Origin of the sequence: Streptococcus sp. 17.1, from assembly GCF_016648655.1 — a bacterium.
In the GTDB taxonomy this organism is placed as follows: domain Bacteria; phylum Bacillota; class Bacilli; order Lactobacillales; family Streptococcaceae; genus Streptococcus; species Streptococcus salivarius_E.
Map to the genome: position 1 here is coordinate 119,161 of NZ_JACLQM010000004.1, position 15,572 is coordinate 134,732.

Sequence of the window (15,572 nt, forward strand, 5' to 3'; positions counted from 1 at the left end):
TTTGTAGAAAAAAAGAAGTTGAAACAACGCTCAACTTCTTTTGCTTATGCCTCATCTGTCACAAACTGACTAAGTACACCATTAATGAACTTAGCAGATGTTTCATCAGAATATTTTTTAGCGATTTCAATGATTTCGTTAATAGCTACACGTCCTGGTGTTTCTTCAAATGACGTGATTTCATAAAGTCCCAAACGAAGGAGAGTACGATCTGTCACAATCAAACGTGAGAGGCTCCAACCCTCTTTCAACTTTTCTTCAATTTGACTATCAAGTTGGGCCAACTCTTCACGGACACCTGTTACTAGGCTAAGGAGAAAGGCTGGTACATCAACTTCAGTTTCTTCGTCAATTGGCTTGTCATAAGTGTAAGCGAAATGTGCTTGTTCCAGAGCTTCTCCACCAAATTCAAGGGCAAAAAGCGTTTGAAAAGCACGCTCACGAAGGTCACGACGTGAATCTTTAAAGATATTAGTCATTCAAAAAATCCTCGTTAAACAATTCAGCCAAGTCTGGTTTTTGTGACTTTTCAGTAACAATAGATTCAACGTGAACATTGACTTCTGAAATTGCCACTTCTGCCATATCATAGACAGCTGCTTTAACAGCCTTTTGAATTTCAATTGAAACCGCTGGTACGTTAACCCCATACTGAAGTGAGACGTAGATATCAGCATTTACAGTACCATCTTCTTCTGTTCGGAGATAAACACCACGTCCCAAGCTTGTTTTGCTGAGACTATCCGTAACATTTTTATTTTGAAGGGCATAAACACCTTCCACTTTAGTTGCAGCGATACCTGTAATCACTTCGAGCACGCGAGGGGCAATTACAATTTCACCGATATTTTCTGTAGTCATCGCATGTTTCCTTTCCGTTAGTTTGGAAAATAAAGCCTTCAAACCAGTGGTTTGAAAGACTTAGTTGGGCTTAGGCACGTGATACGTAAGTACCTTCAGCTGTGTTGATAACCAATTTTTGACCAGCTTCGATAAAGTCTGGAACGTTAACCACAAGACCAGTTTCAAGTGTTGCAGGTTTACCTGAACCTGTAACTGTTGCACCTTTGATTGATGGTTGTGTTTCAGTAACAGTCAATTCAACAGTTGTTGGAACTTGAACACCAATAACTTCTGTTCCGTAGAATTGGATTTTTACGTCTGAGTTTTCAAGGATAAATTTCAATTCTTCTTGAACGTTGGCTACTGGGATTTCATATTGGTCATATGTTTCAGTGTTCATGAAGTATGCAGTATCATCCATTTGGTACAAGTATTGTGCTGGTACTGTTTCGATGATTGCTTGTTCAAATTTTTCTTCTGGACGATAGCTAGTATCAAAAGTTGAACCTGAACGAACATCACGCAATTTCATACGCATGATTGTGTTACCTTTACCAGGTTTGTGGTGGCTAGCTTCAAGAACTTTGATCAATTTGCCATCGTTAGTTACGAAAGTCATACCCGCACGGAGTTTACTTGCTTCAATCATTATTAAATACCTCTTTGTAAAAAATTATTATCAGTTTATTTTACCATAAATGATAGCATGGCTCAAATGTTTTATAGATTCAAGCCCAATCCTCAGGCTTTTTTCAAAGAACAAACTAGTCATCCATTCCTAAGTGAACCTCTGGAACATCATGTTGCAAATAAGAAACACCTTTTTGTTCCATCAATTCAATCGCAAAGGGATGGGGCCTATAATTGGCCTTGTATGTAATCTTAACAATACCAGCTTGCAAGAGAGCTTTGGTGCAGTTGATACAAGGAAAATGAGTCACATAAATCTCTGTATTTTTGGTAGAAATCCCCTCTTTGGCACATTGGATAAGGGCATTCATCTCTGCGTGTACCGTACGAATACAATGACCATCTTCCATATAGTGGCCTACTTCGTTACAGTTATCAGTCTCAGAAACTCCGCCGTTATAACCTGTAGCGATAATACGCTTGTCCTTGACTAAAACAGCCCCAACAAAGGCACGGTCACACGTAGAACGCTTAGAAATCAGCTCTGCATTAGCCATAAAATAATCTTGCCAAGATAAACGGTTTGGCATAAAGTATTCCTCCAAATCTTAGAGAACAATCAATTCCTTAGGCGCAAGGGTAATCAATTCACAACCATTTTCTGTGATAATGATGTCATCTTCGATACGAACACCGTATTTATCAGCCAAATAAACACCTGGCTCGTCCGTCAAGACCATACCAGCTTCGATAGTCTCATCAGAGTTACCAAAGTAAGGAATCTCGTGAATGTCAAGACCGATACCATGTCCAATACCATGTGTAAAGTAGTCACCGTAGCCCGCTTCGACAATAACATCACGCGCAACCTTATCATAGTCACGACGTGTCATACCAGCCTTAGCTGCGTCAATCAAGGCCTGGTTAGAACGTAGAACGATATCATAAATTTCACGCTCCTCATCAGTGGTGTCACCAATATGGATAGTACGAGTCATATCGCTAACGTAGTGGTTGTAGTAGCAACCAAAGTCCATCGTTAAGGTTTCACCAGATTGGATAACCTTTTCTGAAGCAACCCCATGAGGCATAGCAGAACGGTAACCTGAAGCAATGATAGACTCAAAGGAAACCCCTGAAGCTCCGTACTCACGCATACGGAAATCTAGGAAGTTTGCCACTTGTAGTTCTGTTGTTTGACCTGGTTTAATAAAATCAAGTACATCTGTAAAGGCACGGTCTGAGATAGAACAAGCCTTACGGATAGTTGCCAATTCTTTTTCGTCCTTGATCATACGCAACTCTTCCATGAAGTTGCTTTGTGGTGATAAAGTGTAGCCTTCAAAAATCGCTTGAAGACCTTGATAGTAAGCAAATGATACCTGATTATCAAATCCGATTGTTTCCAGTTTATCAGCCTCGATAATTTTAACAATATCCTTAAGTGGGTCCTTACTTTCGATAATATCAAAGCCATGCACGGATTGTTTGGCAATGAGGGTATAACGTGAATCGGTTAAGAAGAGGCGACGATTCTTAGTGATGAAGACAGTCGCATTTGTCCCCCAGAAATCTGTCAAATAATAAATATTGTTTTGTCCTGTCACCAACAAGGCATCAAGGCCTGATTGGGCAAGTTTGGCATCAAATCGTTCAAGTCTACGTTGCATTATGAATTACTCCTTTGGTATTTTAGGTTAATTATACCAAATTTTCAGTTTTTAAAGGATTAAATTGACATTTTAGATTGTTTTTTTGAGGTCATAAAGAAAAAGCCAGATCAAACTCTGACTTTATTAGCATTACACAAAGGCTCGCTTTTCGTAGATAGTTGGCATAAAAAGGAGCAAAACCAAAGTCCAAACAAACAAAACAAAGGCTTCGCGAAGATTAAAGAACCCTTGACCACTAGTAAAGACTGCTCGCATAAAACTAAATGGCACATAAGTCATCAGCTTAGTCATGGTATCCCCTAAACTAGCCAAATAGAGCGTGAAGAAAGTCATTCCTGTTACTCCAAAATAAGCCGTTACAAAGGCCGTTAAGGTATTCTTCACAAACAAGACAAGCAAAGAGGAAATCATATAAATAAAGGCTCCATAGAGTAGAAAATCAATATAGATGTTTCTGATATAATCCCACAAAGGAAAATCCACATGTTGCACAGAATACTTATAAAAAGCTAACTCTAAAACCAAAATAGTCGCAGCGACTATAGACAACACAAGGAAACTTAAGAGTTTTCGAAGAATGACCTCCCATCCAGATATGGAAGATACCCGAATCATATTAATTGTTCGATTCTGAAATTCTCGTCCAAGACTAGACACTGCTAGATAAGCAAAGACGATATCCACGATAAAGGAATAACTGGCAATAATCGCTGATGGTCCAAGGTAAGCTCCCTTATAGCCATCACATAAGATTACAATTGCACCAATCAATGCTACCAATCCAAGACAAATAAAGACACTCCTTGTCACACATTCCTGCTTTAAAAATACCGTTCTCAATTTACTTTTCATTGAATAGCACCTCACTTAATCCTTCTTTTTCATAAGTAAAAGGAATCCCCTCCCGATCCATAACCTGCTTAACAGCTGCCAACCCTTTGACTAAGATGTCATGCTTTTGTCGTTCAAAAGGTATACCATTTAATTTGAGTAGGGTCATTAATGACTTCAAACTTAAATCCTCAGTATAAATCTTATATTTGACATTATCACTATCATCTAAGTAAATTAGCTTATGATTCTTCAACAAATAGTTTTTCGTACAAACCTGTTCAAGATTAGACAGGATATGACTTGAGATAATAAAGGTTAGACCATGGTTTTTAGCTAACTTTTTAATTAATGTGAGGAGACTGTTGATTCCATTAGGATCCAAACCATTTGTAGGCTCATCAAGAAGGATGAGTTCATCTGAAGCAATTAAGGCGATAAATAAACCCACACGTTGCTTCATTCCCAAAGACAATTTGGAAGCCTTGCGTTTAAGATAGGCTGCCACCTCCAACTCGTCCTTATAACGATCAATTAACGCGTAATCCTTACTGTACAATTTACAATAGAATTTAAGGTTAGCTTCAACAGTCATGTTAGGATATAGAGCTGGAGCTTCAATCAAGGCTCCTACAGTTTTTGTTTTTAAGTCAATAATATCCTTGGGTCCTGCCAAGATACCTGAGACTAGTTTCATCAGGGTCGTCTTCCCTGCACCATTATTACCAATCAAACCAGCAATATCCCCCTTCTCTAACGTGAACGAGATATTATCCAAAACGGTTTGCTTTCCAAAACTATAGGTTAAGCCTTTCACCGCTAGCACTGTCATGTATTTACCTTTCTTTGTTTAAATATATTTCTAATATAAATCTTTAACATCCAAGTGAATAGTTCACTTGGACGATGAAAACTTATAACGCTTATTCTTTTTAACTCTCATGAAAATAGGAGTTATTTAATAACCTGCTATCTTATTTTTCTAAGTTTTAAAATCTCAACTGCAATATAACTTACTTGTCCAACTCCATAACCAATGTCATATGCTACATTTCCCCCAACAATTTCAGAAAGCTTATCAAAGGTTAAAGAATCAAATTTATCCATCATCATTGTATCCATATACATTTTCCCTTAACCTCTAAATCCATCTACAAATCCACGACCAAAATCATAAACCGTGTGAGTAACTACTCCGACTCCATATCCTACAGATGAGTAAATACTTCCACCAACTACAATTGCTAAATCTTTAATATCAATTTTTTGAAATGTATTTTTCATGTTCTCTCCTATTCTTTATTTCATTGACTTCGACTACCTACCACGCTTGACGAAAACCTTTTACAAATTCGTTAATAACGTACTTACCATATTTAACTGGGTTGAAACCACCACTGATTTGCTCTAAATCATCATTGGACAACACCGTAAATAATTGTTTTTCTTCTAACATTACAAAGCTCCTTTCTAAATAAAATTCTAAGGTTAGCTCTCTCAGCAGCTCTTAGCCACTAAGTCCAAGCTATAACTTCATTATAAGAGCTTAACGAAATAAAAAATAGTGACATAAATGTCACTATTCCATAGGATTAAAGATAAAAAGAAAAGGCTAAGCAAATAAACTCAACCTAAGACTATAATAATCAGCAGAGAAAATCATTTCTCCTTATCCTTACTCGCTACTCTAAGCGCAAACAAAGAAAAAGCTAGTGAAAAAGTTGACCAGACGAGACAATGGTCAATAAAAGCAACACCTTCGGTGAAACTTAGTGTAGCATTTATGATCACAATAAATAGCCAGACAATCACGATAACAATGCTTAAACTTCTAATAAGATTATTCTTCTGTTTATCCATACTCCTCTTTCCCATATCTGGTGCTCATGGTAACTTCTAATCGCCATAAGGAGGTCTTCTTTTCAACCACTATTTGTTCCAACCCAATCGTTCAGGTAAGGTTTGAGGTTTAGATACAAAACCACCCCCTGTAACATTTTCTAAGGTTTCAGCATTGAGCTCTTCACCATATGCCTTAGTTCGCATTCTTATTTCTCCTTTCTTTTCAAAAATAAATACAGCAATAACCACTTGGACTATACAAAGATTTAGTCGTCTTGGAGACCTAGTGGATTTGGGTATAAGGTCATTATAAGTTCTCCCTTTTCAAAAAAATAGTGACATAAATGTCACTACCACTGAACACAAAAAGACAGGCCTTTATAAGACCTGTTCCAAAACTTGTTTATTTCTACGGTGTTTCAGAATAAGATAAAAAATTACTTCAAAAAGGAGAAAACTAAAATAAATTCCTAAAACATAAAGCAAAGTTTCCCATTTATCTGTTGCTGATTGAAAATGGCCGTGATGATCCACTGTACGAATACTAATTAAAAGACAAATATCTAGAAATAAGGCTAGAAGAATACCATTAAATCCTATAAAAAAACGCTTTTTAACCATAGTCTGGCTCCTGTATCTTTTTTCTTAACCATAGAATAGCAAGCTCAACTTAAACCAGCCTAAAGCAAAAAAAGACTCAAAGAGTCTTTTTACTTTATATCAATTTTTCTTTCAAATATTGTCCTGTGTAGCTTTCCGGAACGGCTGCTACCTCTTCTGGAGTCCCTGTAGCAACGATAGTACCTCCACCGACACCACCTTCAGGACCCAAATCAATGATATGGTCTGCGGTCTTGATAACATCTAGATTGTGCTCAATCACGAGAACAGTATTGCCATCGTCCGCAAAACGCTGAAGCACCTTCAAGAGACGAGCAATGTCATCTGTATGGAGACCAGTTGTAGGTTCATCGAGAATGTAGAAAGACTTCCCAGTAGATCGTTTGTGAAGCTCACTAGCCAGTTTCATACGCTGGGCCTCACCCCCTGATAGGGTTGTCGCTGGTTGTCCCAGAGTCACATATCCGAGCCCCACGTCCTTGATTGTCTGCACCTTACGAGCAATCTTAGGAATAGCCGCAAAAAAGTCAACTGCGTCATCAACTGTCATATCCAAAATTTCAGCAATATTTTTCTCCTTATAGCGAACCTCTAAAGTCTCAGAATTATAGCGTGTGCCATGGCAAACCTCACAAGGTACATAAACATCAGGCAAGAAGTGCATCTCAATCTTGATAATACCATCACCAGAGCAGGCTTCACAACGGCCACCCTTGACATTGAAAGAGAAACGTCCCTTCTTGTAACCTCGAATCTTGGCCTCATTGGTTTGGGCAAAAAGATCACGAATATCGTCAAAGACGCCTGTGTAAGTCGCTGGATTAGAACGAGGTGTACGCCCAATTGGACTTTGGTCAATATCAATCAATCGCTCGATATGCTCAATGCCTGTCACTGATTTGTGTTTACCAGGTTTCTCACTATTGCGATTGAGCTCTTGGGCAATTTTTTTCTTGAGAATTCCGTTAACCAAAGTCGATTTTCCTGAACCAGAAACACCTGTGACTGCAATCAACCTTCCAAGTGGAAACTTGACAGAGACATTCTTCAGGTTATTCTCACTAGCTCCTATAACCTCGATAAAACGACCATTACCTACACGACGTTCCAGAGGAACAGGAATTGATTTTGCACCTGACAGATATTGCCCGGTGATTGAATTCTTGTTCTTAGCAACTTCCTCTGGGGTTCCTGAGGCCATGATTTGACCACCAAAAGCACCAGCACCAGGTCCCACATCGATAAGCCAGTCAGCCTCACGCATAGTATCTTCATCATGCTCCACCACAATCAGGGTATTGCCCAAGTCACGCATCTTTTTAAGACTTGATATCAAGCGATCATTGTCACGCTGATGAAGCCCTATAGAAGGCTCATCCAAAACATATAAGACTCCAGAAAGGTTAGAGCCAATCTGTGTTGCCAAACGGATACGCTGACTCTCACCCCCAGAAAGGGTTCCAGCCATACGAGAGAGAGTCAAATAATTAAGACCTACATTATTTAGGAAAGTCAAGCGATCCTTGATTTCCTTAACAATTGGACGAGCGATCACTCCTTCATTCTCACCCAATTCAAGGCTATCGATTTCCTGAAGATGATCTGAAATAGACAAATCAGAGATTTGACCAATATTGAGGCCATTCTCACCACCAACACGAACCGAGAGTGCCGCTTCGTTAAGACGATAGCCATGACAAGTTGGACATGACAGCTCATTCATATAACCTCGCATGACATTGCGAGTGAAATCACTATTGGTCTCGTGGTAGCGACGATTAATATTAGTCACAACCCCTTCAAAAGGAATGTCAATATCACGCACCCCACCAAAATCATTAACATAATGGAAATGGAATTCACGATCCCCAGATCCGTAGAGGACCAAATCTTGTTCTTCTTTTTTCAGTTTTTCAAATGGCGTATCCATATTCACGCCAAACTGCTCCATAGCCTGCTCAAGCATGGCTGGATAGTAGTTGGACGAAATAGGGTTCCAAGGCGCCAGAGCACCTTCACGTAAGGTCTTACTAGCATCGGGGATAACCAAATCCATATCAACTTCTAGTTTATTACCTAAACCATCACAAGTCGGACAAGAGCCAAATGGCGCATTGAATGAAAAGAGACGAGGCTCCAACTCAGGCACTGTGAAGCCACAAACCGGACAAGAATAATGTTCTGAGTAAAGCAGCTCATTATCATCCATGGTATCCACAATCAAGTAGCCATCTGCTAAACGAAGGGCCGCCTCCACTGAATCAAAGAGACGACTACGGATACCCTCCTTATTTACCAAGCGGTCTACAACCACTTCGATATTATGCATCTTAGACTTGGACAACTCTGGCACTTCTGTGACATCGAAAATCTCACCATCTACACGAACACGAACATAACCGTCTTTCTGTACACGCTCAAAAACAGCCTTGTGTTGCCCTTTCCTACGACGAACAATTGGTGCCAAAATTTGCATACGTGTACGCTCTGGAAGGGCTAGAACCTCGTCAACAATCTGTTCCACAGAGGACGACTGAATGGCTCCATGACCATTAGGACAATAGGGGACACCCACACGCGCATAAAGGAGACGAAGATAGTCATTAATCTCCGTTGCTGTCCCTACAGTCGAACGAGGGTTTTTGCTTGTTGTTTTCTGATCAATGGAGATGGCAGGACTCAAACCATCAATCGAGTCCACGTCAGGTTTCTCCATATTACCCAAAAATTGACGAGCATAAGCCGAGAGACTTTCAACATAACGACGTTGCCCCTCTGCATAGATGGTATCAAAGGCCAAGGAAGACTTCCCAGAACCTGACAAACCCGTGACCACTACCAGTTTATCACGTGGAATCTCCACATCGATATTTTTTAAATTGTGAGCTCTTGCTCCATGAATCACTAACTTATCTTGCATATTTTAAGAGGCCCTAACCCAGAAGCTACGGCCACTCCTTTCTACAGACGGATGGAAAATCCATCCCGACTTTCTCTCATATTATAACAAAATTTCAATTTATCCAGCCCAAAAATGTTTCAAATGTAGTATAATATTGGAGTGTCTAAAAAAGGCAAGGAACATCGTCCCAAGCCTCATTTGACATCACTAAAAAAAGCTAAGAGCGGTGTTTATTTTACTTAAAAGCGATTGTAAAAATCCTTTTATAATCAAGACGCTAGCGCTTACCTAATGACAAAGGAGGGGTTCCCATTGAAACAAATGTTCTTATCCACCGGAAAAGAATTCAAAGAAATTGAAACATTCGAGCCTGGTGCCTGGATTCATTTGGTAAACCCTTCCCAGGAAGAAGCCATGAAGGTTGCAGAACGTTTTGACATTGATATCCAAGATCTCCGCGCCCCTCTGGACGTGGAAGAAACATCACGTATCGATGTCGAAGATGACTACACCCTAATTTTGGTCGACGTCCCAACCCAAGAAGAACGTAATAACAAAAGTTACTACGTTACCATTCCATTGGGTATCATCGTTACCGAAGAGGTAGTCGTTACTACCTGCCTCGAGGACATCAGCCTTATGGACAACTTCCTCAATCACCGTGTACGTAACTTCTATACCTTCATGAAGACACGCTTTGTCTTCCAAATTCTCTATCGCAATGCTCAACTTTACCTAACCGCCCTACGTTCTATCAATCGTCAGAGCGATAAATTGGAAGCTCAGTTGGAAAATGCGACAAAAAACGAGCAATTGATCGACATGATGGAATTGGAAAAATCCATTGTCTATCTAAAAGCCTCACTTAAGATGAATGAGCGAATTGTCAAAAAGCTAACAGGTAACGCCTCAAGCTTGAAGAAATATATCGAGGACGAGGATCTCTTGGAAGATACCCTGGTCGAAACCCAACAGGCCATTGAGATGGCAGGCATCTATGAAAATGTCTTGAACGCTATGGCTGAAACCTCGGCCTCTATCATCGGTAATAACCAGAACACTATCATGAAAACACTGGCTCTCATGACTATGGCTCTGGACATCCCAACCGTTATCTTCTCCGCTTACGGTATGAACTTTAAAAACAATTCTATGCCCCTAAACGATTTAGATAACGCCTTTTGGGTCATTTTCTTCATCGCGGCTCTCGGGTCATCTTGCGTTGTTATCTACTTTATCAGAAAAAAATGGTTCTAACATAGGGCCTCTTCTTTTCCCTAAACTTCAACACTAAAAATAATATTATTTATCGAAAGGTCATCTCATGGACATCCAAAAACTCACCAAGAAAAACCAAGAATTTATTCACATCGCAACCAACCAACTTATCAAAGATGGTAAGTCAGACCAAGAAATCAAAGATATCCTGGGCGATATTATTCCTGAACTTATCGAAAATCAGAAAAAAGGAATCACTGGCCGAGGACTCCTTGGTGCTCCAACTGTTTGGGCAGCTAGTTTCTCTCCTGAAAAGCACCAACAACCTGAAATTGGAAAACCTAGCAAAGAAATTCCAGAAACAGACAAAACACCTTGGAAAATGTGGCTTGATACCTCACTCTTCCTTCTAGCCATCGTTGCAATCATGAACGCAATCTTTGGTTTCTCAGGTACACAAACTAGTTACGGCCTCACAACCCTTCTTTCAGTGTCATTCATTGGCGGTCTTGCTATGTATACCCCTTACCACTACATCTACCGTCACAATAACAAACCAAAAGAAGAACGTCCAAAATGGTGGTTCAGCATGACCATCATCACTCTCTCTTTTATTGCATGGTTTGCCCTCTTTAGTCTTACAGCCCTTCTTCCAAGCTACCTCAACCCTGGTCTTTCACCAATTGTAATCCTTATCATTGGTGTCATCGCTGGTGTTGCCAAATACTTCTTCAAACGTCACTACAACGTTCAAAGTACTTACGCACCTGCATCTTAATCAATCTCATTCCTAAGCACCCAGAAGGGTGCTTTTTTACGTCAGAAATCTTGACACAGTTGGTTGTTCTATACTAAAATGTTAAAGTTAATAGACAAAAGAAAGAAATCCAATAGATGCGTATCAAATTCCCTCTACTAATCATTGCTTGCTGCCTATTACTTATGGCATGCAGCCACAAGAATACTCAGAAAAACTATCAAGCTTACTATAGTTTCAACAACGTGACGACTCCCACTCAGGAAAAACAGCTAGCCAAAGCCTTAAAAAGCAAAGGCATACCGACCAAAGACTGGGACAATCTAGCCCCTTATATTACTCGTTATAATCAGGAAAATACAAACCTTCAGCCAGTTGTCAAAAAATGGACCAAAAGTAAAATCGGTAAAGATCAAAACCAATTCGTCACCTTTCTTAATGAAAAAACTTTTGAAGAGAATAAATCACACTTTACTGACGACTTAAACTGTCGACGAACATCTTTCCTCCTTCTTCACGACCTTATTACAAGCTCAGAGGACCTCACCAAATTAGAACTCCCCCTTCAAAACGAATTTATAGATCTTAAGTCACACCACAAAGAGTTAACTGCCAAGGATCAAGCTCTCTACAGTCTCCTTTTTGGTGATAATATCAGCTATCAGTCTACAGACGATCTCCTTAAAGCTTGGAAAAAAGCTGGACTCAAGTTTCCAGAGAAGGTTAAACTCCTATCGGTCTTTCAAAATAGCCCTGGTGATGTCAGCAATTTCCACACAGCTATAGCTTACGAAAAAGACGGCAGTATCTATGTCTTTGAAAAACAGGATCCTACACTTCCTTACAGGTGGAGTCGCTTCAACAATTGGGCAGATATCAAAACACACTGGTTATCCAACCGCTTCAAGGTCTTCAAAGATAATGTTGATATCCTCGTTAACGACCAAAAATTTGATGATTTCTTAGAAAACACACTCTATATACCACAAAACAACCAACTAGCTCCTCAAGACGAATGAGAAAGCCAGTTGGTTGTTCTTTTTTCCCTAAAATATAAAACAAAACCCTCCTCTGTCAGTCCTAGAAAGGACAAAAGCCTACATAATCAAGGCAGAAAAAAACACCCTCAGTCGAGGGTATTATTTTTAGTCTTCATTTACGTAAGGCATAAGTGCCATAACGCGAGCACGTTTAATCGCTGTTGTTACTTTACGTTGGTTTTTAGCTGAAGTTCCTGTTACACGACGTGGAAGAATTTTACCACGTTCTGAAACGAAACGGCTAAGAAGCTCAGTATCTTTGTAATCAACATATTCGATTTTGTTAGCTGCGATGTAATCAACTTTTTTACGGCGTTTGAATCCGCCACGACGTTGTTGAGCCATGTTTATTTCTCCTTTATATATTTAATTCGTTTTGTCCATTCTTAGAATGGGAGATCGTCATCTGAAATATCCATTGGATTTGAATTACCAAATGGACTCTCATCACGACCGAAGTTTGGTGTAGATTGCGCAGGTTGTGATCCACCAAATGAACCACCAGTTGAAGCTCCACCACCGAATGAATTTGAATTATCAAATCCTCCAGCGTTGTAAGAACCACCACTGTGACCTTCACGTGCCGCACGGCTTTCCAACATTTGGAAATTATCAGCGACAACTTCAGTTACGTAAACACGTTGACCTTGTTGATTTTCATAGTTACGAGTCTGAATACGACCTGTAATTCCAATCAATGCGCCTTTCTTAGCCCAGTTAGCCAAATTTTCAGCTTGCTGGCGCCAGATAACACAGTTAATAAAGTCTGTTTCACGTTCACCATTAGCACCCTTGAAGTTACGGTTAACCGCAAGGCTGAATGTTGCAACAGCAACGTTACTTGGTGTATAACGAAGTTCCGCATCACGGGTCATGCGACCAACGAGTACGACATTATTAATCATAATTTACCTTCTTACGCGTCAAGTTTAACGATCATGTGACGAAGAATGTCACCGTTGATTTTTGAAAGACGGTCGAACTCGTTAAGAGCTACAGCGTCGTTCGCTTCAACGTTTACGATATGGTAAAGTCCTTCACGGAAATCTTGGATTTCGTATGCAAGACGACGTTTTTCCCAATCTTTTGATTCAACAACAGTTGCACCGTTGTCAGTCAAGATAGAATCGAAACGTGCTACCAAAGCGTTTTTAGCTTCTTCTTCAATGTTTGGACGAATGATATAAAGAATTTCGTATTTAGCCATTGATATTTTCCTCCTCTTTTGGTCTAATGACTCATGGTCTTTCGCCACGAGTAAGTGAGGTGCACTCACAAGATATAATTCTACCAAAGTTTGAAGGATAATGCAAGGGAAAAGTGAATAGATAGAAATTTGAATCACTAAGAAAAAAATTAAGCCTTATGAGTCGTCTTTTCTCCGGCCAAACTTCATGCTAAAATAAGAGAATGCTTTATCATAAAAAGAAATTAGGAGAAAAACTAGGGCTTCCAACCTTTAACCACTACTATAATATTCCTATTACTTCCCTAGAATATGATTTAAAAAACTTAGGTCCAAGTGACGTCTACATTATCACTTTCAAACAGGACAATAACCTCTTTGTTGTTGACATAACACATCAGCTTGGTCATACCAGTCATTTTGATACCGTCTCCCTCTTTGAACTAGACAAGCTCTTATCTGGTATCGCTGCTGTTCCTTTAGCCGCTGTCCAAAACATACAAATCTTGTCCTTTCCAGACAAGTTACACTCTCTGAACCCTAGTCAACGTCTAAAAAATCTCGTTGCTCTTTACTACAAGGATGCAGAAATCATGCGTTACCTCAAGACGACTAAAAATACCGGTGATCAGGTGACAAGATATCAATTAGAGGCTGAACGACTAGAAAGACAAGGTAAGAGTTTTGACTTCTTCAAGTACGTCAGCCGTGGCAAAATACGAGAAGAAGACGGTCTATCGGAAGTGTCTAGCAAGGACTACGACTTCATTCCTGATTTTCACCCCTTCTTAACCTCACCAAGAAGCCAGCAGGTTTTAAGCGTACCAGTAACCTACTTTGATGACAAAACGAAACAGACCGCCAAAATAGACATCATGGGGTGGTATATCAAGGACCAGCAACTTAAGATTCGGTGGAAACCCAAGTACATGCGCAAACGTCGATGGCGCTCATCACGTATCTCAGTTGATATCGTGACCGACAACTACTTCTTCCAAGGACAAATCTATAGAGACAGTAGTGCCCCCATATTTCTGAACAACCTAAACTTCGATAGTAAAATTCCTAAGAGTTTCCTACCGCATCTTAAAAATCAATACCAAATCTTTATGACTCTAGTAAAAGAACAAAAAAGGCTTGCTCTCCTACGGAAGGTTCGGTTGAACAAAAAGGACTAAGAGTCTCTCACTAAAATCCACTAATATTCAACATATCAAAAAGCTCATTCTTGCACGCTAGAATGAGCTTTTAAGATTCTTCAATTGTCATTAGAACATCCTTTTGGAATTTTGTAAAAAATATTTTCATAAGGAGGAGTCATTGTGTGTCACCATTTTTATACCTAGCAATCATAGATTACCTCCATCAACTTACAAATAACTTTCAAGCATTGTAAATTTTCTATTACATCGGTATCACTCCCTAAGCTATTTTATGCAATAACTTGAAGTGTCTCCATTTTTATAACGTCCTAAATTCATCATCATAGTAATCACCTCTAATCGTATGATTTGAGACCTATCTCCCCATTGACCACTCAATGAGGTTTACTTGTCGCCGTTCTTATAACGACTTACATCAAACATCAACATAAGCGTCACCTCGGTACTTTGTTACAAGATTTAAGCATTTAACTTTTGTCGATAAATTACTCATTTGGCATTGGTATCACTCCTTAAGCTATTTTACGCAATAACTTGAAGTGTCTCCATTTTTATACCTACTAACATTTCTCATGAGCTTTACCTCACTTTTTGACGTTAATCTTGAGTTTAGCTTTCGATTTCTGGTGGTATCACTCCCTTGTAGCTATTTTATGCAACATTATTAATCGCCGTTTTTATACCTACTCATATTTTTCATGAACTCACCTCGTTCATCTTAAGAATATAGGATTTACGTTTAGTGTGGCATTGGTATCACTCCTTAGGCTATTTTACGCAACAACCTATGTGTCTCCATTTTTATACCTACTAACATTTCTCATGAGCTTTACCTCACTTTTTGACGTTAATCTTGAGTTTAGCTT

General features: G+C 39.4%; 19 protein-coding genes. 4 read left to right on the top strand and 15 right to left on the bottom strand.

The annotated features are described in order from the left end of the window. Positions 1–44: 44 nt before the first annotated feature. The 12 genes from nusB to uvrA all read right to left on the bottom strand — a co-directional run bounded on the left by nusB (position 45) and on the right by uvrA (position 9,360). Complete coding sequence (gene nusB, locus H7T99_RS04005) at positions 45–479, bottom strand: transcription antitermination factor NusB (protein ID WP_002884506.1); 435 nt, start codon at positions 477–479, stop codon at positions 45–47. Beyond that, a complete protein-coding gene (locus H7T99_RS04010) occupies positions 472–861 on the bottom strand; it encodes an Asp23/Gls24 family envelope stress response protein (RefSeq protein WP_002884704.1) in 390 nt (129 codons plus the stop codon). Before H7T99_RS04010 ends, nusB begins: the two co-directional genes overlap by 8 nt. Before the next feature lie 70 nt (positions 862–931). Continuing rightward, on the bottom strand, positions 932–1,492 hold the full coding sequence (gene efp / locus H7T99_RS04015; RefSeq protein ID WP_002891830.1) for an elongation factor P: 561 nt from the start codon (positions 1,490–1,492) through the stop codon (positions 932–934). 115 nt (positions 1,493–1,607) lie between these two features. Continuing rightward, on the bottom strand, positions 1,608–2,063 hold the full coding sequence (locus H7T99_RS04020) for a deoxycytidylate deaminase (protein ID WP_002884736.1): 456 nt from the start codon (positions 2,061–2,063) through the stop codon (positions 1,608–1,610). An 18-nt stretch (positions 2,064–2,081) separates the two neighbouring features. Then, the gene (locus H7T99_RS04025) at positions 2,082–3,143 is read right to left on the bottom strand and encodes a M24 family metallopeptidase (protein WP_002891832.1); all 1,062 of its coding nucleotides are present in this window, start codon (positions 3,141–3,143) and stop codon (positions 2,082–2,084) included. Between the two features lie 132 nt (positions 3,144–3,275). Beyond that, the gene (locus H7T99_RS04030; protein WP_225998841.1) at positions 3,276–3,998 is read right to left on the bottom strand and encodes a hypothetical protein; all 723 of its coding nucleotides are present in this window, start codon (positions 3,996–3,998) and stop codon (positions 3,276–3,278) included. After that, positions 3,988–4,809: an ABC transporter ATP-binding protein gene (locus H7T99_RS04035; protein WP_037599087.1), complete on the bottom strand. Its 822-nt coding sequence runs from the start codon at positions 4,807–4,809 to the stop codon at positions 3,988–3,990. Before H7T99_RS04035 ends, H7T99_RS04030 begins: the two co-directional genes overlap by 11 nt. 137 nt (positions 4,810–4,946) lie before the next feature. Next, entirely contained in the window at positions 4,947–5,099 is a 153-nt protein-coding gene (locus tag H7T99_RS04040; protein WP_164555397.1) for a hypothetical protein, read from the bottom strand. Between the two features lie 12 nt (positions 5,100–5,111). Next, positions 5,112–5,261 carry a hypothetical protein gene (locus H7T99_RS04045; protein WP_021152571.1) on the bottom strand — a complete coding sequence of 50 codons (150 nt, stop codon included), beginning with the start codon at positions 5,259–5,261 and terminating at the stop codon, positions 5,112–5,114. Positions 5,262–5,298: 37 nt separating this feature from the next. Then, positions 5,299–5,433: a bacteriocin gene (locus H7T99_RS04050; protein WP_037599086.1), complete on the bottom strand. Its 135-nt coding sequence runs from the start codon at positions 5,431–5,433 to the stop codon at positions 5,299–5,301. Between the two features lie 764 nt (positions 5,434–6,197). Continuing rightward, on the bottom strand, positions 6,198–6,440 hold the full coding sequence (locus H7T99_RS04055; RefSeq protein ID WP_037602605.1) for a DUF3923 family protein: 243 nt from the start codon (positions 6,438–6,440) through the stop codon (positions 6,198–6,200). A 94-nt stretch (positions 6,441–6,534) separates the two neighbouring features. Then, positions 6,535–9,360, bottom strand: a complete 2,826-nt coding sequence (gene uvrA, locus H7T99_RS04060; RefSeq protein WP_037602607.1) for an excinuclease ABC subunit UvrA — start codon at positions 9,358–9,360, stop codon at positions 6,535–6,537. A gap of 294 nt (positions 9,361–9,654) precedes the next feature. Between uvrA and H7T99_RS04065 the strand changes: the two genes are divergently transcribed. The 3 genes from H7T99_RS04065 (at position 9,655) to H7T99_RS04075 (ending at position 12,336) form a co-directional block, all read left to right on the top strand. Next, complete coding sequence (locus H7T99_RS04065; protein ID WP_084869200.1) at positions 9,655–10,599, top strand: magnesium transporter CorA family protein; 945 nt, start codon at positions 9,655–9,657, stop codon at positions 10,597–10,599. A 67-nt stretch (positions 10,600–10,666) separates the two neighbouring features. Continuing rightward, positions 10,667–11,338: a DUF1129 domain-containing protein gene (locus H7T99_RS04070; RefSeq protein WP_037602614.1), complete on the top strand. Its 672-nt coding sequence runs from the start codon at positions 10,667–10,669 to the stop codon at positions 11,336–11,338. A gap of 116 nt (positions 11,339–11,454) precedes the next feature. Beyond that, entirely contained in the window at positions 11,455–12,336 is an 882-nt protein-coding gene (locus tag H7T99_RS04075) for a DUF4300 family protein (protein WP_037602616.1), read from the top strand. A gap of 126 nt (positions 12,337–12,462) precedes the next feature. On the opposite strand, the gene rpsR is transcribed toward H7T99_RS04075, so the two are convergent. The 3 genes from rpsR to rpsF are packed head-to-tail and all read right to left on the bottom strand — an operon-like array spanning position 12,463 to position 13,564. Further along, positions 12,463–12,702 (bottom strand): 30S ribosomal protein S18, encoded by a 240-nt coding sequence (gene rpsR / locus H7T99_RS04080; RefSeq protein WP_000068665.1) that lies wholly within the window; start codon positions 12,700–12,702, stop codon positions 12,463–12,465. A gap of 41 nt (positions 12,703–12,743) precedes the next feature. Beyond that, complete coding sequence (locus H7T99_RS04085; RefSeq protein ID WP_002891844.1) at positions 12,744–13,262, bottom strand: single-stranded DNA-binding protein; 519 nt, start codon at positions 13,260–13,262, stop codon at positions 12,744–12,746. Between the two features lie 11 nt (positions 13,263–13,273). Further along, positions 13,274–13,564, bottom strand: a complete 291-nt coding sequence (gene rpsF / locus H7T99_RS04090; RefSeq protein WP_037602621.1) for a 30S ribosomal protein S6 — start codon at positions 13,562–13,564, stop codon at positions 13,274–13,276. A gap of 203 nt (positions 13,565–13,767) precedes the next feature. On the opposite strand from rpsF, the gene H7T99_RS04095 reads away from it, so the two are divergent. Beyond that, positions 13,768–14,721 (top strand): hypothetical protein, encoded by a 954-nt coding sequence (locus H7T99_RS04095; RefSeq protein WP_037602625.1) that lies wholly within the window; start codon positions 13,768–13,770, stop codon positions 14,719–14,721. The last annotated feature ends 851 nt before the right edge of the window (positions 14,722–15,572 follow it).